The sequence below is a fragment of the Nocardioides sp. NPDC006303 genome (genome assembly GCF_040613175.1).
GTDB lineage: Bacteria > Actinomycetota > Actinomycetes > Propionibacteriales > Nocardioidaceae > Nocardioides.
In genome coordinates this window covers 70286-88518 of sequence record NZ_JBEXRR010000005.1, presented here as the reverse complement: position 1 = coordinate 88518, position 18233 = coordinate 70286, and the positions used below count along the sequence as shown (strand labels likewise).

Below are 18233 nucleotides of genomic sequence, written 5' to 3'. Positions count from 1 at the left end.
GTCCTGACCAGACCCCCTGATCAGACTCTGCCACGAGACTTGAGAGCCGCGTACGCAAGCACGGCCTGGACGACCGGCGAGTCGGTCGCCCGGCCGCTCAGCACGGCCTCCAGGAGCTCCTCGAAGGGCACCCAGTGGACGCTCATCTCGGCCTCCTCGTGCTCGAGCTCGAAGCCGTCGCGGTCGCTCGCGGTGAGGCCGCGGGCGAGGAAGAAGTGGTGGATCTCCTCGGTGAGCCCGGGTGAGGCGTACGTCGAGAGCAGCGGCGTCCACTCGGCCGCCTCGTGGGCCACCTCCTCGCGCAGCTCGCGCACGGCGACTTCGAGCGGGTCCTCGCCGGGATAGTCGATCAGGCCGGCCGGCAGCTCCACGAAGCGCCGTTTGGCGGGATGGCGGTACTGGGTGATGACCAGGGCCCGCTCCTCCTCGTCCAGCGCCAGCACGACCGCGGCGCCCGGGTGCTCGACCACCAGGCGGCGGAACGGCTCCTCGTCCTCGTGGCCGGGGCGGTTGATCCGGTCGGCGCGCAGCGCGACCACCCAGCCGTCACGGTGGAGGTCCTCGCTCGAGGCGACCGGCCAGCTCTCCGGGACGTCCCACTCGGTGAGCGGTCCCTGGTCCAGCGGCACGGGCGAGTCGGAAATTCGTGCGTCCGATGTCATGGCCCGAGGCTACCCTCGGCTCATGTCTGACACCTCCCCCGCCGCCCCTGCCTCACTCACCCAGGAGGAGGCGGCCGCGCGGGCCGCCACGGTCACCGTCGAGCGCTACGACATCGCGCTCGACATGACCGGTCTGCTGGAGGGCGAGACGCTCTCGAGCGTCTCCACGATCACCTTCTCCGCCACCCCCGGCTCGAGCACGTTCGTCGACTGCGTGGCCGAGGTCAGCGCGGCCACTCTCAACGGCACCGAGCTCGACCTCGCCACGATCAGCGCGGGCCGGATCCCGCTCGAGGACCTCGCCGGGACCAACACCCTGGTCGTGACCGCCGCCCAGTCCGACACCGCCTCCTCCGAGGGCGTGCTGCGCACGGTCGACCCGTCCGACGGCAACGTCTATGTGTGGACCTCCTTCGAGCCCGACGACGCTCGTCGGCTGTGGGCCTGCTTCGACCAGCCCGACCTCAAGGCCGTGCACGGGTTCACCGTGGCGGCGCCCGAGCAGTGGACGGTGCTGTCCAACTCCGCACCTGCGAGCGTCTCGGACGCGGCAGCCGGCGCGCGGACCTGGGTCTTCGAGGACACGCCCCCGCTCTCGACGTACGTCGTGGTGGTCAACGCCGGGCCGTTCGTCGAGGTCCGCGAGGAGCGCGGCGGCTACGACCTGGGGCTCTACGCCCGTCAGTCGCTGCGCAGCCAGCTCGAGCGGGACCGGGAGGAGATCCTGCAGGTCACCGAGCACGGGCTGGCCTGGTTCGGCACCAAGTTCGGGATGCCGTTCCCGCAGCGTCGTTACGACCAGATCTTCGTACCCGACATGGGCGGCGCGATGGAGAACTGGGGCGCGGTCACCCACAGCGACGTGTTCCTCTTCCGCACGGCACCGACCCACGCCGACCGGACCGAGCGCACCAATGTGGTCCTCCACGAGATGGCGCACATGTGGTTCGGCGACCTGGTCACGATGCGCTGGTGGGACGACCTGTGGCTCAACGAGGCCTTCGCCTCGTGGGCGGCCGTGTGGGCCTCGGCCGCGCTCCCCGACCACGCCGACGTGTGGGCCTCGATCGCGCTGACCGAGAAGAAGGCGGGCTACGACATCGACGCGACGCCGGCCACCCACCCGATCCGCGGTGTGGTGCCCAGCGTCGACGTCGCGATGGCCAACTTCGACGCGATCACCTACATGAAGGGCCAGGCCGTGCTGCAGCAGCTGCACGCCTACATCGGCGAGGACGCCTACCTCGCCGGGCTGCAGGCCTACTTCACCGAGCACGCGTACGGCAACACCGTGCTCGATGACCTGATGGGCGCCTTCGGAGCGGCCGCGGGCAAGGACCTCTCCGCCTGGACGACCGCGTGGCTCGACCACGCCGGCACCGACGTGATCACCCTGGCCGACGGCAAGGTGTCGGTCACCAGCCCCGACGGAACCGTACGTCCCCACCGGCTCGACATCGCCTCCTACGACGCCTCCGGTGTCCTGCTCGCCACCACTCCGGTCACCGTGGCGGGCGAGCCCATCGCGGTCTCGCTCCCCGATGCCGCCGCGCACCTGGTCAACGCGACCGACGTGACCTTCGCGGCAGTGCGCTCGGATGAGGCCAGCGAAGCCTGGCTCGGCCAGAACGCCGGCATGCTGCCCGATGCGGTGGCGCGGGCGGTCGCGGTCAACAGCGCCTGGACCGCCCTGTTCCGCGGCGAGATCGCCGGCCCCGAGGTCGTCTCGCGCGTCCTCTCGGTCCTCGAGCGCGAGCGCAACCCGCAGGTCACCGGCGAGTTCCTGAGCATGGCCGTCACCGCTGCCGAGCTGTGGACGGCGCCGGAGCGGGTCGCCGAGCAGCGCGCGCTGGTCGCCGGAGCGGCCGCGGCGCTCGCCGAGGACCCGGCCAACCGCGACACCGCTCTTCGCGTCGTCGCAGCGCACGCCTCCACGCCCGCGCAGCTCGCGCTGGCCGAGGCAGGGGCCGCCGAGGACGTACAGGTGGCCTGGCGGCTGCTCGGCCGGCGCGCCGAGACGGGCGACTACGACGCCGAGGCGGTCGCCGCTCTGGAGGCACGCGACCCGGATCCCGAGTCCTGGGTCAGTGCTCTGGGCGTACGCACCGCGCAGCCGCTCGCGGAGGCCAAGGAGGAGGCCTGGCAGGTGTCCATGATCGAGCGCCGGCTGCCGCGCACCGACGGCGGATACGCGTTGAGCTCGGCGTTCTGGCGGCCCGGCCAGGAGCAGATCCTGGCTCCGTACGCCCACCGCTATCTCGACGCCGTCGCCGCCATCCGGGGTGGCGGGCTGCTCGCCTACGGACTCCAGCTCCGGTTCTACCCGGTGCAAGCCGGTGAGGAGGTCGCCGCTGCCGCACGCGCCGCGTGCGAGGGCGACGCGCTGGTTCCCTTCGTCCGGCAGACGGTCATCCGCATGGCCGACGTGCACTCGCGGCAGGTCGCCGCTCGCTCGCTGTAGGGCAGCCAGAATCCGGGCCGAGAAGGTATGGCTCGCGAGGTCGGCGGGTACCCCTCGTGTCGTACGCAATCGAGAGGAGACACGACATGAGCACCATCGAGAAGAGCGTCCAGGTCGAGGTCCCGGTCAGCACCGCGTACGACCAGTGGACCCAGTTCGAGTCGTTCCCGCAGTTCATGGAGGGCGTCGAGTCGGTCAAGCAGCTCGATGACAAGCACCTGCACTGGAAGGCGGAGATCGGCGGTGTGACCCGCGAGTGGGACGCCGAGATCGTCGACCAGGTTCCCGACGAGCGGATCACCTGGCGCGCCGTGGAGGGCGCCCAGAACAAGGGGACGGTGTCGTTCACCCAGGACCCGATGGGCAATGCGACCCAGGTGACGCTGCACCTGGAGTACGAGCCCGAGGGCGCGGTCGAGAAGACCGGTGACGTTCTCAAGATCGTCGACATGCGCGCCAAGGGCGACCTCGAGCGCTTCAAGGACTTCATCGAGAACCGCGGCACCGAGACCGGTGCGTGGCGCGGCGAGGTGAAGCCGACCGGCGAGGTACGTCGCTAACACACAGACACAGAGCCCCTGGGTCCGGAAAACACCGGTCCCAGGGGCTCTGTCAACTGATGCTCAGGCGTCAGCCGTCTCCGGCAGCTCGACCTCGCTGACCTCGCGGCGCAGGTTGGTCTCGTCGATCGGGAACCGCTGCTCCTTCTGCCGGTCGAGGGCCGCCTTCACCAGCCCGGCGAAGAGCGGGTGCGGGCGGGTCGGCCGCGAGCGAAGCTCGGGGTGAGCCTGGGTGGAGACGTAGTAGGGGTGTACGTCGCGGGGCAGCTCGACGAACTCGACGAGCTGGTTGTCGGGCGAGAGGCCGGAGAAGACCAGGCCGGCGTCCTCGAGCTGGTCGCGGTAGGCGTTGTTGACCTCGTAGCGGTGGCGGTGACGCTCCTCGATGGAGGTCTCGCCGTAGACCTCGGCCGCGATCGAGCCCTTCTTGAGCTCGGCCGGGTAGAGGCCCAGGCGCATGGTGCCACCGAGGTCGCCCGCGCCCTCGACGTAGGCCTTCTGCTCCTCCATCGTCGCGATGACGGGCTCGGGGGTCTCGGCGTCGAACTCGGTGGAGTCGGCCTTCTCCAGGCCGAGCACGTTGCGGGCGTACTCGATGACCATGCACTGCAGGCCCAGGCACAGGCCGAGGGTGGGGATCTGGTGAGCGCGGGTGTAGCTCAGCGCGCCGAGCTTGCCCTCCAGGCCACGGATGCCGAAGCCACCGGGGACGCAGACCGCGTCGACGTCGTGGAGGTTCTTGGCGGCGCCCTCGGGGGTCTCGCACTCGTCGGAGGGGATCCAGCGGATGTTGACCTTGGCCTCGTTGGCGAAACCGCCGGCGCGCAGCGCCTCGCCGACGCTCAGGTAGGCGTCGGGGAGGTCGATGTACTTGCCGACCAAGGCGATGGTGAGCTCCTCCTTGGGGTGGTGCACCCGGCGGAGCAGGTCCTCCCACAGCGCCCAGTCGACGTCGCGGAAGGGCAGGTCGAGCTTGCGTACGACATAGGCGTCGAGGCCCTCGCGGTGGAGCACCTTCGGGATGTCGTAGATGCTCGGGGCGTCGGCGGCGGTCACCACGGCGTCCTCGTCGACGTCGCACATGAGCGCGATCTTGCGCTTGATGCCCTCGGGCAGCTCACGGTCGGCGCGGCACACGATGGCGTCGGGCTGGATGCCGATCTGGCGCAGCGCCATCACCGAGTGCTGGGTCGGCTTCGTCTTGAGCTCCTTGGACGGGCCGATGTAGGGCACCAGGGAGACATGCACGAAGAAGACGTTGTCGCGGCCGAGACGCTGGCGCACCTGGCGGGCGGCCTCGAGGAACGGCAGCGACTCGATGTCGCCGACGGTGCCGCCGATCTCGGTGATCACCACGTCGATCTCGGGGCCGTGCATGGCCAGGACCCGCTCGGAGATCTCGTCGGTGATGTGCGGGATCACCTGGACGGTCTCACCGAGGTAGTCGCCGCGGCGCTCCTTGGCGATCACGTTGGAGTAGACCTGCCCGGTGGTCACGTTGGCGTGGCCGACCAGGTCGGTGTCGAGGAACCGCTCGTAGTGGCCGATGTCGAGATCGGTCTCGGCACCGTCGTTGGTCACGAAGACCTCACCGTGCTGGAACGGGTTCATGGTGCCGGGGTCCACGTTGAGGTACGGGTCCAGCTTCTGCATGGTCACGCTCAGACCACGCGACCGGAGAAGACGGCCGAGGGACGATGCCGTCAGGCCCTTTCCCAATGAGGAGGCGACGCCCCCGGTGACAAAAATGTGCTTGGTCAAGCTCGCCGACTTCATGGGCCTCAATCCTATCAACGCTTCAGCAGGCCGCCGAAACCTGACGCACCGAAATCGCCACCTTGTTGACTCATCTGCCGAGCCAGCGCGAGCGGAGCGGCGACCTGACCGGTGGTGGTCTCGATGCCGTCGACCGACGCGAACCAGCCCGGCCAGTCGTTGCCGCGGAGCGTCTCGAGGTCCTCGGAGCCCGTGGGTGCCGTCACGACCAGGCCTTTCGTGGTCGCGCCGAGACCCTCGACAAGGCCCTCGACCGCGGTCGTGTCCTTGCTGTCGTCGCCGAGGACGACCAGGACGAGGCCGGCCGGTCCGGTCGGTCGTCCCTGGGCCTTGACCAGGTCGCCGGTGAGCAACGCCACAGCGGCGGTCTTGGCGGGCTGGTCGAACGCTGTCGGCGGCTTCGTGCCGGCGTAGGTCTCCCCGATCACCTGGCCCATCCGCTGATAGGTCGCCTGTCCCGCGTCGCCGCGGCCGAGCTGCTTGACCAGCTGTGTGGCCAGGCTGTCGACGTACTGCTTGCGGTCGGGGTCGAGCAGATTCGGTCGTACGTCGAGCACCCCCGTCGTCTCGCCGCCGGCCGCCTCGATGTTGCCGGTGAGCGCTGCGACCGTCTTCTGGTCGGCGCCGGGGAGGGTGACGACGGCGACCTTCTGGCCGGTGAGCCTGCCGGGCAGGAGGGCGTCGCCGGCCTCGGCGACGAACTGGGCCTCGGCGCTCTGCTGGGGGTCCTTCGCGGCCTTCGTCTCGCTCTCGCCGGAGGTGGGGCTCGCCGCCGTCCCGTCGCCGGCTCTGTTCACGATTTCCGCGCCGATGGCGGTGAGGTCGTGGTCGGCGGCCCAGATGCCGGCGGGTACGCCGATCGCCAGCGCCGTCACCGCGGCCAAGACCGGGAGGACGAGCCGACGGCTGCGGGGCTCCTTGCGGCGCACCGCCGGAACCGCGGACGCGTCGATCAGCGTCGGGCCGAGGGCGAGCCGGGTCAGGTAGGTGCCGGCCAGGCCCGGGCGCTGGTCCTCGAGGAAGTCGGTCAGGGTGGTGCTCAGCCCGGCCCCGACCACCAGCGAGGGGTGCTGGGCGTAGGCGACCAGGAGGGCCGCGTCCTCGGGGGTGAGTGCGGACTCGAACCGCTTCGGCTGGACGCCGATCCGCTCGAGGAGCTCGGTGGCGTTCTCGCTCGCGGAGGCGCCGGGCGCGAGGACGACCTCGGCAGCGCTGGTGAGCACCTTCGGTTCGGGGTAGCCGTCGGTGTCGGGCCCCAGGACGATCACGGCGTGGCGTACCTGCTTCTTGGACAGCCTCTTCGCCGCGGGACCCACCGCGATGATGGCCGGGCGCTGCTCGCGCAGGAAGCCGGCGAGGTCGCCGAGGAGCCGGTCCAGGTCGGGGTGGTCGGCGACCACCACGACGGGTCGGCCGGCCAGCGGCGTGTCGAGAGGTGGTACGCCGTTGCCGTGCAGCAGCACCTCCTCCTCGCGCTTGAGGAGCTCGCTGCTGTTGTGGGTGAAGAGGTCCAGGTGGGAGCTCAGGCCGCGCTTGGCGTCCTCGAGGTCCTTGTCGAGGGACTCTTGGTCGAGCGCACGGCCGGAGGTCAGCAGCTGCTCACCGTCGAAGATCTCGCCGTCGAGGATCCGGGCCTTCCGCCCGTCGACGAGCTTCTCCTGCCCTGCCTCGCCGATCTTGTCGATCAGCTCGATCCCGGCGTCGGCCAGCGTCTGCGGACCCCGGTTCGGGTAGCGGCCCGAGACCATCGGCTGGGCGTTGACCACGGCGATCACGCCCTTGGCCGCGATCGCCAGCGCGGTGCTCCGGTCCAGGTCGACATGGTCGATGACCGCGATGTCGCCCTCTTTGAGCCGCGGGATCAGGGCCCTGGTCGGCCGCCCCGCGCGGAGCGTCCCGCGGATGCCTGGGAGTACGGAGGGAATCTGGCGAGTAGGCAGTCTCATGTCCCGCCAATCCTCTCCCCTCGCCGGCGCCCGTCCCAGGATCTCCCATCCGGCGAGTCGGTCGTTGTGGCGGCCGAATGCGTACGTTTGGCCGCCGAGTCGGTCGTTGTGGCATGTGTCGTTCGCCACAACGACCGACTCGGGTCGCCAGAAATGAGGTTTCGGCGGGATCAGACCTTCGCCGCGCGGGCCACCTCGAGGAGCTCGCGGGCGTGCGCGATGGCGGTGTCGGACGCCGTCAGCCCGGCCAGCATGCGCGAGAGCTCGCGCTCGCGGGACTCGTCGTCGAGGACGGTGAGGCCGGAGCTGGTGACCACGCCGTCGCTGGTCTTCTCGACGGCGACGTGGTGGTCGGCGAAAGCGGCGACCTGGGGCAGGTGGGTGACGACCAGGACCTGGGCGGTGCGGGCGAGGTGGGCCAGACGGCGGCCGATCTCGACCGCGGCGGAGCCGCCGACGCCGGCGTCGACCTCGTCGAAGACGAAGGTCGGGACCGGGCTGGTGGCCGCCAGAACCACCTCGATCGCCAGCATCACCCTGGAGAGCTCACCGCCGGAGGCACCCTTGTGGAGCGGGCGGGGCTCCGAGCCGGTGTTGGCGGCCAGCAGCAGCTCGACCTCGTCGAGGCCGTTGGAGCCGTAGCGGAGCCAGCGGTGGTTCTTGCCCGAACCGACCTGCCCCGATCCAACCAGTAGCGGCGCGTGCGGCTCGTCCTCGGATGCGGGCGCGTCGGTCTCCTTCTGGCGCACGTCGACCACCAGTCGCGCGTGCGGCATGGCCAGTCCGGTGAGCTCGTCGCTGACCGCTTCGGCCAGGGCGCCGGCGGCGTCGGTGCGGGCGGCCGACAGCGCCAGGCCGGCGTCTGCGAGGGCGGCTCGCAGCCGGGTGCGCTCCCCGCGGAGCTCCTCGATCCGGTCGTCGTCGGAGTCGAGCTCGAGCAGGCGCTTGGCGCCGGTCTCGGCCCAGGCGAGCACCTCGTCGATGGTCTCGCCGTACTTCCTGGTCAGCGCGGTCAGCGCCGCGCGGCGCTCGGAGACGACGGAGAGCCGCGCCGGGTCGGTCTCGATCGCGGTCGCGTAGGAGGCGACGTCGGCGGCCAGGTCGGAGAGCAGGTAGGAGACCTCCGCGAGGCGGTCGGCCAGGGACGCCGCGTCGGGGTCGTGGTCGCGGACGCCGTCGAGGGCCTGGCGCGCGGCCGAGATGGCGCCCAGCGCGTCGGGGGCGTCGACCTCCGAGGAGAGCGCCTCGCGGGCCTGCTCGGCGGCGGTGCGCAGGGTGTCGGCGTAGCCGAGCTTCTCCTCCTCCTGGGCGAGGGTGACATCTTCGCCGGACTCCGGCGAGACCTCCTCGACCTCACCGAGGCCGAAGCGGAGCAGGTCGGCCTCCTGTGCTCGCTCGCGGGCGTGGGTGGTGACCTCGTCGAGCTCGCGCTCGACCTTCTGGAGCTCGGCGTAGATGTCGCCGTAGGCCGCGATGAGCTTGGCGACCGCGTCGCCGCCGAAGCGGTCGAGCGAGTCGCGCTGGGCACGCGGCTGCAGCAGCCGGTGCTGGTCGGACTGGCCGTGGACCGCGACCAGCGGTGAGGTCACTGAGCCGAGGGTCGCGACCGGGACGGTCGCTCCCCCGACGTACGCCCTCGCTCGGCCTTCGGCGGCGACGGTGCGGGCCACCAGGACGCGGCCCTCCTCGACCTCTCCCCCGGCCTCCTCGGTCGCCTCGATGACGCTGGGCAGCGACCGGGCGTCGATGACGCCCTCGACCCGGGCCGCTTTCTTGCCCTTGCGGACCGAGCCGGCGTCGCCGCGGCCGCCGAGCAGCAGCCCGAGCGCGGTCACGATCATGGTCTTGCCCGCGCCGGTCTCACCGGTCACCACGGTCAGCCCTGGTCCGAGCTCCAGGGTCGAGGACTCAATGATCCCGAGTCCGGAGATCCTGATCTCCTCAAGCATTCTCGCCTCCGTTCATCCTGAACGGACGCCGTTCCGCGGCGCCTCGCCATCCCTCCACAGACAGTCCGAACTTCCGCACCAGACGATCCGTGAACGGGGCCTGGTGCAGGCGAACGAGTCTGACAGGCTCCACCCCCCGGGTGACCTCGATCCGGGCACCCGGGCCCAGGTCGTAGGAACGCCGGCCGTCGCACCAGAGCACTCCGGCGCCGTCGGCCCGAGAGATGACCTCGACGGCCAGGACCGAGGTCGGCGCGACCACCATGGCCCGCGCGAAGAGCGCGTGAGCGCTGATCGGGGTCAGCAGGAGCGCCTCGACGCCCGGCCACACGACCGGGCCGCCGGCGGAGAAGTTGTAGGCCGTCGAGCCGGTCGGGGTCGCACAGACGACGCCGTCGCAGCCCCACCTCGACAGCGGTCGGCCGTCGATCTCGACGACGACTTCGAGCATCCGCTCGCGCGCGGCCTTCTCGACGCTGGCCTCGTTGACCGCAAACGTACGGAAGACCTTCTGACCGTCCTCGAAGACGCTGACCTCGAGCGCGAGGCGGTCCTCGGAGGTGTAGCGACGCTGCACGATCGCCTCGATCGTCGACTCGACGTCGTCGTACTCCGCCTCGGCCAGGAACCCGACGTGTCCCAGGTTGACCCCGAGCACCGGGGTGCGGTGGGGCTGGACGATCTCGGCCGCGCGCAAGATGGTGCCGTCGCCACCGATGACCAGCGCCAGCTCGCAGTCGCGGCTCGCGTCGTCCTCGTCGGCGGCGAGCTCGAGCTGCGGTTCGTACGCCGCCGGGTCGATGCCCAGGTCGGCGGCCTCGCTCGCCAGCACGCGGACCACGATCCCGTGGACCGCCAGCGACTTGGCGCAGGCGAGGCCGACCTCGCGGGCCTCCTCGCGCCCGGTGTGGATGAGCATGAAGACCCGCCGAACCTCGGCTGGGTCCACAGGCGCTGGGTCCACCTGAGCGGTGTCGGCGTCGGTCACGGATCAACCTTCTCAGACGGCACCGACACAGCCCCGGTGGCGGGGCTCTCCAGGCCGCGCTGCTCGCGCACGGCCTCCTCGATCTCCGCCTCGGTGACGGTGGCCTCCCCGCGTCGCAGCCACAGGAAGAACTCGACGTTGCCCGACGGGCCCGGGAGCGGGCTGGTGGTGACCGCGCGTGCACCCCAGCCTCGTCTCGCGGCGGCCGCGGCGACTGCGTTGACGGCCTCGGCCCGCAGGGCAGAGTCGCGAACCACGCCACCCTTGCCGACCCGGTCCTTGCCGACCTCGAACTGGGGCTTGACCATCAGCGCCAGGTCGCCGTCGGGGCTGGTCACCCGGATCAGCGCGTCCAGGACGAGCTCGAGAGAGATGAAGGAGAGGTCGCCGACGACGACGTCGACGGGTTCGCCGACCACGTCGAGGGAGAGGTCGCGGATGTTGGTGCGGTCGTGGACGACGACCCGCTCGTCCTGCTGCAGCCGCCAGGCGAGCTGGCCGTAGCCGACGTCGACGGCGACGACCTGCCGGGCCTCGTTGCGCAGCAATACGTCGGTGAACCCGCCCGTCGACGCGCCGGCGTCGAGACAGCGGCGGCCCTTGACCGAGAGCCCGAGCGGTTCGAACGCCGCGAGTGCTCCGGCGAGCTTGTGCCCGCCGCGGGAGACGAAGTCGGGACGGTCGGGGTCCTCGGTGACCACGATCGCGACGTCGGTGGTGACGCCCGTGGCCGGCTTGGTGGCTCGGTTTCCCGAGACCGTGACCCGCCCGGCAGCGATCAGCTCACTGGCGTGCTCGCGGGACCGGGCCAGCTTGCGCCGGACCAGCTCGGCGTCGAGACGCAGGCGGCGAGGAGGCATGCGCTCGCCTCTCAGGGCTGGTCGGTCGGCTGGGACTCGCCGGACGCCGCGGCGATCCGGGCCATCGCATCGTGGGCCCCGGTCTCGGGGTCCAGGGCGCGACGCAGCTCGGTGTGAGCGGCCTCGAAGACGCCGACGTGCTCGGCCAGCGGCAGCTCGTCGAGCCGGTCGAGCGTCTCGAGCACCGCGTCGACGCGGGCGACACCGGTGTGCGGCGCCGTGCCGGCGCCACCCAGCCCGGCCGAGGCCTCAGCCGGAGTCTCGTCGAAATGCTGCTCGCTCATGAGGCTGAGACTACCGTCCCGCCGTCGGCATCCGGGCCAGGCGGCACGGCCTGTGCGCCGATCGTGGCCACCGATCCGGTGGCGTCCAGGTGTGCCCAGGCGCCGGCCGCGGCCACCCGCCACCAGTCGTCGGGTCTCCCCTCGCCGGTGACCTGCAGCTCTCCGTCGCGTACCTCTGCCGTCCAGCCGCCGAGCCGCGCGGTCGTGCCTTCGGTCTCCGGCGCCGGGTGGGTCTCCAGCAGCCCGCCCAGATCGGCGGAGATGTAGGAGGGCCGTCGCTGCGGCTCGGCCGCGACCAGGTCCTCGAGCCCGGTGACGCCGGTGAGCACGAGCAGCGTGTCGATGCCGGCGTTGCGGCCGCCCTCGATGTCGGTGTCGAGCCGGTCGCCGACCATCAGCGGGTGATCGGCCTCGGTGCGCCGGATGGTCTCCTCCAGCAGCGGTCGCGACGGCTTGCCCGCCACGACCGGCTCGACGCTTGAGAAGCGGCGCAGCGTGTCGACCAGGACGCCGTGGCCCGGCGCGATCCCGTAGGCCGCCGGGAAGGTCATGTCGGTGTTGCTGGCGACCCAGAAGAGCCCGTCCTTGATCCGCACGGCCGCGCGCAGGATGTCCTTCCACAGCAGCTCGGGGTTGTAGCCAGTGACGATCGCCTCGGCGTCCTCGTCGACGGCCACCGGCACCAGGCCGGCTGCCTCGAGCGGCTCGCGCAAACCGGCGGCACCCAGGTTGACGACCTTCGCCCCCGGGGCGAGCCGCTCGGCCAGGACACGCGCAGCCGCCTGGGCCGAGGTGACCACGTCCTCGGCGGTCGCCTCGATCCCCAGGTTGCGGATGTTCTCGGCGACCTTGGCCGGAGGCCGGGCGGCGTTGTTGGTGATGAACGCCAGCCTGAGCCCGGCCTCGCGTGCGGCGGCGAGCGACTCCGGGGCGCGCCGGACCGCTGTGCCGCCGATGTAGACCACGCCGTCGAGGTCGAGCATCGCCACGTCATGGGCGGCGGCGAGCGGCTGGGCTGAGCCCTTCAACTGATGGCCGGTCAGCACACGAAGTTCCTTCTCTGAGTCGGGGGTTCGGCGAATGGCACCAGTGTGACCCTACGATGTGCGGATGGACGATACGGGTGTGGTCAGGGCGCCGTACCTCGGGCGTCCGCTGCGCCTGGAGCCGTTTCGAGCGCTCTCGTTGGCCCCTTCACGGATCGGGGACCCGACCTCCGCACGGCTCTACTCCCGCCCCTATCGAGGGGTCGCCTCCCGGATCAGCTCGTGGCTGGCGCGTGGCGATCTGCGCCAGCACCAAGACCTCGCGCTCTACCTCCACGAGTACACCGCCGCGGGGATCACCGTGCGTGGCGTCGTCGGGATCCTCGACGTCTCGCACCGCACTGACGACCCCGCTGTTGCCGCGGTCATCCCCCACGAGGGCGTACGCACCGCCCAAGCCGAGCAGCTCGCCTCCCGGATGCGGCAGATGCGGGTGCATCCGGCGCCGATCCTGCTCACCTACCACGCTCCCGACGGAATCGCGGCCCTGCTCGACCGGGTGCAGAGCGGCACGCCCGAGGAGCAGTACGACGACCACGGCGGCCAGCACCATCGCGTCTGGGCGATCACCGACGAGGCGCTGATCGGGCAGCTGCGCACCGCATGGGCAGATCAGCAGGCACTGATCGCCGACGGTCACCACCGCTACGCGGCGTACGCCGAGCTCCAGGGTCTCGCCGAGCCCGGCGACGGCGCCGCAACCGACTTCGGTCTGGCGATGCTGATCGACCAGGACGACACTCCGTTGCAGCTCGGGGCGATCCATCGGGTGCTGGCAGGGGTGAACCTGCGCGACCTACGGGCCGCGGCCGAGTCCGTCGGCGCCGAGTGGACCCCCGGCAGCCGCGACGCCGCCCTGAGCAGGCTCGGGCCTGGTGTCATCGTGCTCAGCGACGGCCGGGGCTGGGCCAGCCTCGACGTCGACACCGCCAACAGCCCGATCACTGGTGATGTCGGCTATCTGCACGACCGCGTCCTCCCGGAGCTGCGCCGGCAGCCGTCGCGGGTGCTGCACGCCCACCAGGTCGACGCCGCGCTGAAGCGGGCCCGCCCGGGCCGCGACGTCGCCGTGCTGTTGGCGGCACCGACTTTCGACACCATCCTCTCCTCCGCCTCGATCGGGCAGCTGCTCCCGGAGAAGGCGACCTCCTTCCAGCCCAAGCCGCACCCGGGCGTGCTCATCCGTCTCCTGGACTCGGCGCGGCTGGAGAAGTCGCGCCACTAGCTGGCCTGCCTGGCCGCGGCGGCCGCCCGGCTCACCCGCCTGGCCGACGACACCTCCACCTCGGTCATCGACTGCAGCCGGCCGCCGGTCTTGAAGAACCGGCGACGAAGGGAGCCGTTGACCTCGATGACGTCCCCGACCTGCCAGGTCATAGCCGCTCGGCGGACCCGGGCGACCCAGGTGTGACACTCGAGCGCGTCGATCTGCACCCGGCTGCTCCCCCGGCGTTTGTCCCGCGGTCTGTTCACAACCACCCGGAACGCGGTGAGCTGATCTCCGCTCGGGAGCTCCTTCTCCTCCGCGGCCAGCGACAGCCGACCGATCAACCGCACCTCGTTGACCGTCGCCAGCCCGCCGGCCGGCCCCATCCGCTCGCCATCGTCCGGTGATGGCTCCTTCTCTACCCTTGCGACCGTCATCTCGATCACCTCCGACCACCATCCTGATCAGGGGCACCGACAGTTCCGCCCGGGCCTGTGCGGCCTGTGGAGAACCGCGGTCCGAACCGGGCCTGTGGACGGTGATCGGCCCGGCCGGCCAGCTATCGGAGGGCTTTCGCCGGCCGGTAGGGCGAGACGGTCGGGTCACCTGCGACCCAGAACCGCCAGGGACGGTCCGGGGCGAGACGCAGCCCGACGCGCGGTCCGGCCGCAACCTCGATCTCCGCCCACGTCTCGGTCGGCGCCAGGTCCAGCTCGAAGTCCGTGGTCCCGTTCATCGTGAGGTCGATCCCGAGCGCCGAGCAGAGCCGCGCGGGTCCCCGGGCGAGGTCGACGTCGCGTACCGCTCCACGCCGCTCCCGGGCGATCTCGATCCCGTCGATGATCTCGCCGGCACGCAGCAGGATCCCCCCGGGCTCACCGTCCGGATGGCAGACGAGGTTCGCGCAATAATGCATGCCGTAGGTGAAGTAGACGTAGAGCCGCCCGGGCGGACCGAACATCACCCGGTTGCGGTTCGTCTCGCCCCGGAAGGCGTGCGAGCCGGGATCGTCGGCCGCGTACGCCTCCACCTCGGTCAGCCGCACCTTCACGCCGTCGAAGGACAGCGTCGCCCCGAGGAGCCGCGGAGCGGTCACCTCGGGGCGCTGGTTCAACAGGTTCGCGAGCACTACGAGGGACGGAACCCGGCTGCCTTGGCCCGGAGCTCGGCGAGCTGCTCGGCGACCCGGTCGGGAGCCGTGCCACCACGGCCGTCGCGGGACGCGACCGAGCCTTCGATGGTCAGCACCAGGCGTACGTCAGGGGTCAGCGCCGGCGAGATCGTGGCGAACTCCTCGTCGGTGAGCGCGTCCAGCTCCACGCCGCGCTTCTCCGCCGCCTGGACACAGGCGCCGGCGAGCTCGTGCGCGATCCGGAACGGGGTGCCCTGCCGGACCAGCCACTCGGCGATGTCGGTGGCCAGCGAGAAGCCCTGCGGGGCGAGCTCGGCCATCCGGTCGGTGTTGTAGACCAGTGTGGCGACCTGGCCGGTGAAGGCAGGGAGCAGCACCTCGAGGGTGTCCAGGGAGTCGAAGACCGGCTCCTTGTCCTCCTGCAGGTCGCGGTTGTACGCCAGCGGCAGCGCCTTCAGCGTCGTCAGCAGCCCGGTCAGGTTGCCGACCAGGCGTCCGGCCTTGCCGCGGGCGAGCTCGGAGATGTCGGGGTTCTTCTTCTGCGGCATGATGCTCGAGCCCGTCGACCACGAGTCGTGCAGCGTGACGAAGTCGAACTCCTTGGTCGCCCACAGGATGATCTCCTCGGCGATCCGGCTGATGTCGACCCCGATCTGCGCGCACACGTAGGCGAACTCGGCGACGAAGTCCCGCGAGGCGGTCCCGTCGATCGAGTTGGCGCTCGAACCCGTGAAGCCCAGCTCGGAGGCGACCAGCTCCGGGTCGAGCCCCAGCGACTGCCCCGCGAGCGCCCCGGAACCGTACGGCGAGTCGCACACGACCCGGCTCTGCCAGTCGTTGAGCCGATCGACGTCGCGCAGCAGCGACCAGGCGTGAGCCATCAGGTGGTGGGAGAGCAGCACCGGCTGGGCGTGCTGGAGGTGCGTACGTCCGGGCATGATCGCGCCCAGATTCTGCTCCGCCTGCCCCGCGAGCGCGTCGATGAGATCGAGCACGAGCCCACGAAGCACCCGCTCGTGGTCGAGCAGATAGCTCCGGAACAGGGTCGCGATCTGGTCGTTGCGCGAGCGCCCCGCCCGCAGCTTGCCGCCGACGTCGGGACCGATCTCCTCGATGAGGAGCCGCTCCAGCGCGCCGTGTACGTCCTCGTCCGAGTCAGCCGGAAGCAGCCGCCCGGCGGTGAACCGGTCGGCGAGGACGTCCAGACCCCGGTGGATCTCGTTCTCCTCGTCACCGGTGAGCAGCCCGGCCGCCCCCAGCGCCTTCGCATGGGCGTGGGACCCGGCGATGTCGTAGAGCGCCAGCCGCCAGTCGAACTGCGTCGAGCGCGAGAGCGCCTCGAGCTCCGGCGATGGACCACCGGCGAACCGGCCGCCCCAGAGCTTGCCCTCGTTGGTGGTGTTGGCAGGCGTGGTCACGACTCTCCTCGTACGGCTTTGATAGCGATCTCCATGATGTCAGGAAGTGCGCCCGGGGACGCGGTGCCCTCGGCGCGGAGCTTGTCCGGCGTCCACCAGCCGGCCTGGACGACCGACCCGACCTCGATCGGCTCCAGGTTGGCGAAGCTGATCTCGACCTCACGGTCGAGCGCCAGGGCGAAGTAGGTGTTGTGGCCGCTGTAGTCGACGCCGTTCCAGCTGTACTCGTCGGAGTGGACCTGGATGGGGCCAACCAGCGCCTCGGGCAGGGTCCGGATGCCGGCCTCCTCCCACAGCTCCCGCACCGCCGCGCCTACCGCGTCCTCGCCGGGGTCGATGGCGCCCCCGATGCTGGTCCAGTAGGCGCCCCGCGACGGGTCCCCCGGGTCGGTGTCCTGCAGAAGCAGCACCTCGCCGTCGGCACTGACCGGGAGAACCCGCGCGGACTCGCGGTGCACACGCACCATCAGTCGTTGCCCGCCTCCAGCGCGGCCTCGTCCAGGATCGTGTCGTCCAGGACGGACGCCTCGACCGGGAGCGCGGCCGGGAGCGGCTTGCCGTCGGTGGCGGCGATGCGGTCGAAGCCGCCCGCGGGCAGCTCGCCGAAGAGGGTGCCGTGCTCGACGAGCACCGTTCCCTGGTCCAGGGGATGCCCGGCGTAGATCTCCAGCTTGGAGCGGGAGTCGGCGATGTCGAGGTTGCGCATGGTGAGCTGGCCGATGCGGTCGACGGGACCGAAGGCGGCGTTCTCGACGCGCTCCATGGAGAGCTTCTCGGGGTGGTAGGAGAAGTGCGAGCCCTCGGTGTTGAGGATCGTGTAGTCCTCGCCGCGGCGCAGCCGAAGCGTGACGGTCCCCGAGACCAGCGACGCGATCCAGCGCTGGATCGACTCGCGCAGCATCAGCGCCTGCGGGTCGAGCCAGCGACCCTCATACAGCAGCCGGCCGAGCTTGCGGCCCTCGTTGTAGTAGTTGGACATGGTGTCCTCGTTGTGCACCGCGTTCAGCAGCCGCTCGTAGGCCGCCCACAGCAGCGCCATCCCCGGCGCCTCGTAGATGCCGCGGGACTTGGCCTCGATGATCCGGTTCTCGATCTGGTCCGACATGCCCAGGCCGTGGCGGCCGCCGATCGCGTTGGCCTCGTAGACCAGCTCGACGGGGTCGGAGTAGGACTTGCCGTTGATCGCCACCGGGCGGCCCTCGACGAAGGACACCGAGACGTCCTCGGACTCGATGGAGACCGACGGATCCCAGAACTTCACGCCCATGATCGGCTCGACCGTCTCCAGCGACACGTCGAGGTGCTCCAGGGTCTTGGCCTCGTGGGTGGCGCCCCAGATGTTGGCGTCGGTGGAGTAGGCCTTCTCGGTGGAGTCGCGGTAGGGCAGGTTGTGCGCGACCAGCCACTCCGACATCTCGTGGCGTCCACCGAGCTCGTGGACGAAGTCGGCGTCGAGCCACGGCTTGTAGATGCGCAGCTCGGGGTTGGCCATCAGGCCGTAGCGGTAGAACCGCTCGATGTCGTTGCCCTTGAAGGTCGACCCGTCGCCCCAGATGTTGACGTTGTCGGCCTGCATGGCCCGGACCAGCATGGTGCCGGTCACCGCACGCCCCAAAGGCGTGGTGTTGAAGTAGGCGCGGCCACCGGAGCGGATGTGGAAGGCACCGCAGGCGAGCGCGGCAAGGCCCTCCTCGACGAGCTGCGGCTTGATGTCGATGGCGCGGGCGATCTCGGCGCCATAGGCCATCGCACGGTCCGGTACGCCGGAGATGTCGGGCTCGTCGTACTGCCCGATGTCGGCGGTGTAGGTGCACGGCACCGCGCCCTTGTCGCGCATCCAGGCGACCGCCACGGAGGTGTCGAGACCTCCGGAGAAGGCGATGCCGACGCGCTCACCCTTGGGAAGGGAGGTCAGGACCTTGCTCACGAGATGTTGCTCCTTGC

The 18233-nt window shown here is 70.8% G+C and carries 16 protein-coding genes; 3 read left to right on the top strand and 13 right to left on the bottom strand.

The window, feature by feature from the left end; genetic code table 11:
* Nucleotides 1-20: 20 nt before the first annotated feature.
* On the bottom strand, nucleotides 21-662 hold the full coding sequence (locus tag ABZY89_RS06135) for an NUDIX hydrolase (protein WP_355225512.1): 642 nt from the start codon (nucleotides 660-662) through the stop codon (nucleotides 21-23).
* 22 nt (nucleotides 663-684) lie between these two features.
* On the opposite strand from ABZY89_RS06135, the gene pepN reads away from it, so the two are divergent.
* Nucleotides 685-3123: an aminopeptidase N gene (gene pepN, locus ABZY89_RS06130; protein WP_355225510.1), complete on the top strand. Its 2439-nt coding sequence runs from the start codon at nucleotides 685-687 to the stop codon at nucleotides 3121-3123.
* Between the two features lie 86 nt (nucleotides 3124-3209).
* A complete protein-coding gene (locus ABZY89_RS06125; protein WP_355225508.1) occupies nucleotides 3210-3683 on the top strand; it encodes an SRPBCC family protein in 474 nt (157 codons plus the stop codon).
* 63 nt (nucleotides 3684-3746) lie between these two features.
* Here the strand turns inward: ABZY89_RS06125 and ABZY89_RS06120 are convergent, their stop codons facing one another.
* From ABZY89_RS06120 to ABZY89_RS06090, 7 genes are all read right to left on the bottom strand, one after another.
* Nucleotides 3747-5459: a CTP synthase gene (locus tag ABZY89_RS06120; RefSeq protein WP_355225506.1), complete on the bottom strand. Its 1713-nt coding sequence runs from the start codon at nucleotides 5457-5459 to the stop codon at nucleotides 3747-3749.
* A 14-nt stretch (nucleotides 5460-5473) separates the two neighbouring features.
* Nucleotides 5474-7405: a putative cytokinetic ring protein SteA gene (gene steA, locus ABZY89_RS06115; protein WP_355225504.1), complete on the bottom strand. Its 1932-nt coding sequence runs from the start codon at nucleotides 7403-7405 to the stop codon at nucleotides 5474-5476.
* Nucleotides 7406-7575: 170 nt separating this feature from the next.
* On the bottom strand, nucleotides 7576-9354 hold the full coding sequence (recN, locus tag ABZY89_RS06110) for a DNA repair protein RecN (RefSeq protein ID WP_355225502.1): 1779 nt from the start codon (nucleotides 9352-9354) through the stop codon (nucleotides 7576-7578).
* Entirely contained in the window at nucleotides 9347-10273 is a 927-nt protein-coding gene (locus tag ABZY89_RS06105) for an NAD kinase (protein ID WP_355017332.1), read from the bottom strand. The genes recN and ABZY89_RS06105 overlap by 8 nt, the downstream gene beginning before the upstream one ends.
* Before the next feature lie 65 nt (nucleotides 10274-10338).
* Nucleotides 10339-11202, bottom strand: coding sequence for a TlyA family RNA methyltransferase (locus ABZY89_RS06100; RefSeq protein ID WP_355225501.1), 864 nt, complete (start codon nucleotides 11200-11202; stop codon nucleotides 10339-10341).
* Between the two features lie 11 nt (nucleotides 11203-11213).
* Entirely contained in the window at nucleotides 11214-11486 is a 273-nt protein-coding gene (locus tag ABZY89_RS06095; RefSeq protein WP_355225499.1) for a hypothetical protein, read from the bottom strand.
* A complete protein-coding gene (locus tag ABZY89_RS06090; RefSeq protein ID WP_355225497.1) occupies nucleotides 11483-12532 on the bottom strand; it encodes an HAD-IIA family hydrolase in 1050 nt (349 codons plus the stop codon). The genes ABZY89_RS06095 and ABZY89_RS06090 overlap by 4 nt, the downstream gene beginning before the upstream one ends.
* A 64-nt stretch (nucleotides 12533-12596) precedes the next feature.
* Here ABZY89_RS06090 and ABZY89_RS06085 point away from each other — a divergent pair, with 64 nt between their 5' ends.
* Nucleotides 12597-13757 (top strand): DUF1015 family protein, encoded by a 1161-nt coding sequence (locus tag ABZY89_RS06085; protein WP_355225495.1) that lies wholly within the window; start codon nucleotides 12597-12599, stop codon nucleotides 13755-13757.
* On the opposite strand, the gene ABZY89_RS06080 is transcribed toward ABZY89_RS06085, so the two are convergent.
* From ABZY89_RS06080 to argG, 5 genes are all read right to left on the bottom strand, one after another.
* A complete protein-coding gene (locus tag ABZY89_RS06080) occupies nucleotides 13754-14176 on the bottom strand; it encodes a single-stranded DNA-binding protein (protein WP_355225493.1) in 423 nt (140 codons plus the stop codon). The genes ABZY89_RS06085 and ABZY89_RS06080 overlap by 4 nt on opposite strands.
* Nucleotides 14177-14298: 122 nt before the next feature.
* Nucleotides 14299-14868 carry a DNA-3-methyladenine glycosylase gene (locus tag ABZY89_RS06075; protein ID WP_355225490.1) on the bottom strand — a complete coding sequence of 190 codons (570 nt, stop codon included), beginning with the start codon at nucleotides 14866-14868 and terminating at the stop codon, nucleotides 14299-14301.
* Nucleotides 14868-16289: an argininosuccinate lyase gene (gene argH, locus ABZY89_RS06070; protein WP_355225488.1), complete on the bottom strand. Its 1422-nt coding sequence runs from the start codon at nucleotides 16287-16289 to the stop codon at nucleotides 14868-14870. The genes ABZY89_RS06075 and argH overlap by 1 nt, the downstream gene beginning before the upstream one ends.
* A complete protein-coding gene (locus tag ABZY89_RS06065) occupies nucleotides 16286-16756 on the bottom strand; it encodes an NUDIX domain-containing protein (RefSeq protein ID WP_355225487.1) in 471 nt (156 codons plus the stop codon). Before ABZY89_RS06065 ends, argH begins: the two co-directional genes overlap by 4 nt.
* Nucleotides 16756-18216, bottom strand: coding sequence for an argininosuccinate synthase (gene argG, locus ABZY89_RS06060; protein ID WP_355225485.1), 1461 nt, complete (start codon nucleotides 18214-18216; stop codon nucleotides 16756-16758). The genes ABZY89_RS06065 and argG overlap by 1 nt, the downstream gene beginning before the upstream one ends.
* Between the last annotated feature and the right edge of the window lie 17 nt (nucleotides 18217-18233).

What these genes read in the sequence shown, in the direction of transcription:
- pepN (WP_355225510.1), top strand. Translation starts at nt 685, where the DNA reads ATGTCTGACACCTCCCCCGCCGCCCCTGCCTCACTCACCCAGGAGGAG.
- ABZY89_RS06120 (WP_355225506.1), bottom strand. Translation starts at nt 5,459, where the DNA reads ATGAAGTCGGCGAGCTTGACCAAGCACATTTTTGTCACCGGGGGCGTC.
- ABZY89_RS06085 (WP_355225495.1), top strand. Translation starts at nt 12,597, where the DNA reads ATGGACGATACGGGTGTGGTCAGGGCGCCGTACCTCGGGCGTCCGCTG.
- ABZY89_RS06100 (WP_355225501.1), bottom strand. Translation starts at nt 11,202, where the DNA reads ATGCCTCCTCGCCGCCTGCGTCTCGACGCCGAGCTGGTCCGGCGCAAG.
- ABZY89_RS06135 (WP_355225512.1), bottom strand. Translation starts at nt 662, where the DNA reads ATGACATCGGACGCACGAATTTCCGACTCGCCCGTGCCGCTGGACCAG.
- ABZY89_RS06065 (WP_355225487.1), bottom strand. Translation starts at nt 16,756, where the DNA reads ATGGTGCGTGTGCACCGCGAGTCCGCGCGGGTTCTCCCGGTCAGTGCC.
- recN (WP_355225502.1), bottom strand. Translation starts at nt 9,354, where the DNA reads ATGCTTGAGGAGATCAGGATCTCCGGACTCGGGATCATTGAGTCCTCG.
- steA (WP_355225504.1), bottom strand. Translation starts at nt 7,405, where the DNA reads ATGAGACTGCCTACTCGCCAGATTCCCTCCGTACTCCCAGGCATCCGC.
- ABZY89_RS06095 (WP_355225499.1), bottom strand. Translation starts at nt 11,486, where the DNA reads ATGAGCGAGCAGCATTTCGACGAGACTCCGGCTGAGGCCTCGGCCGGG.
- ABZY89_RS06125 (WP_355225508.1), top strand. Translation starts at nt 3,210, where the DNA reads ATGAGCACCATCGAGAAGAGCGTCCAGGTCGAGGTCCCGGTCAGCACC.
- ABZY89_RS06080 (WP_355225493.1), bottom strand. Translation starts at nt 14,176, where the DNA reads ATGACGGTCGCAAGGGTAGAGAAGGAGCCATCACCGGACGATGGCGAG.
- ABZY89_RS06105 (WP_355017332.1), bottom strand. Translation starts at nt 10,273, where the DNA reads ATGCTCATCCACACCGGGCGCGAGGAGGCCCGCGAGGTCGGCCTCGCC.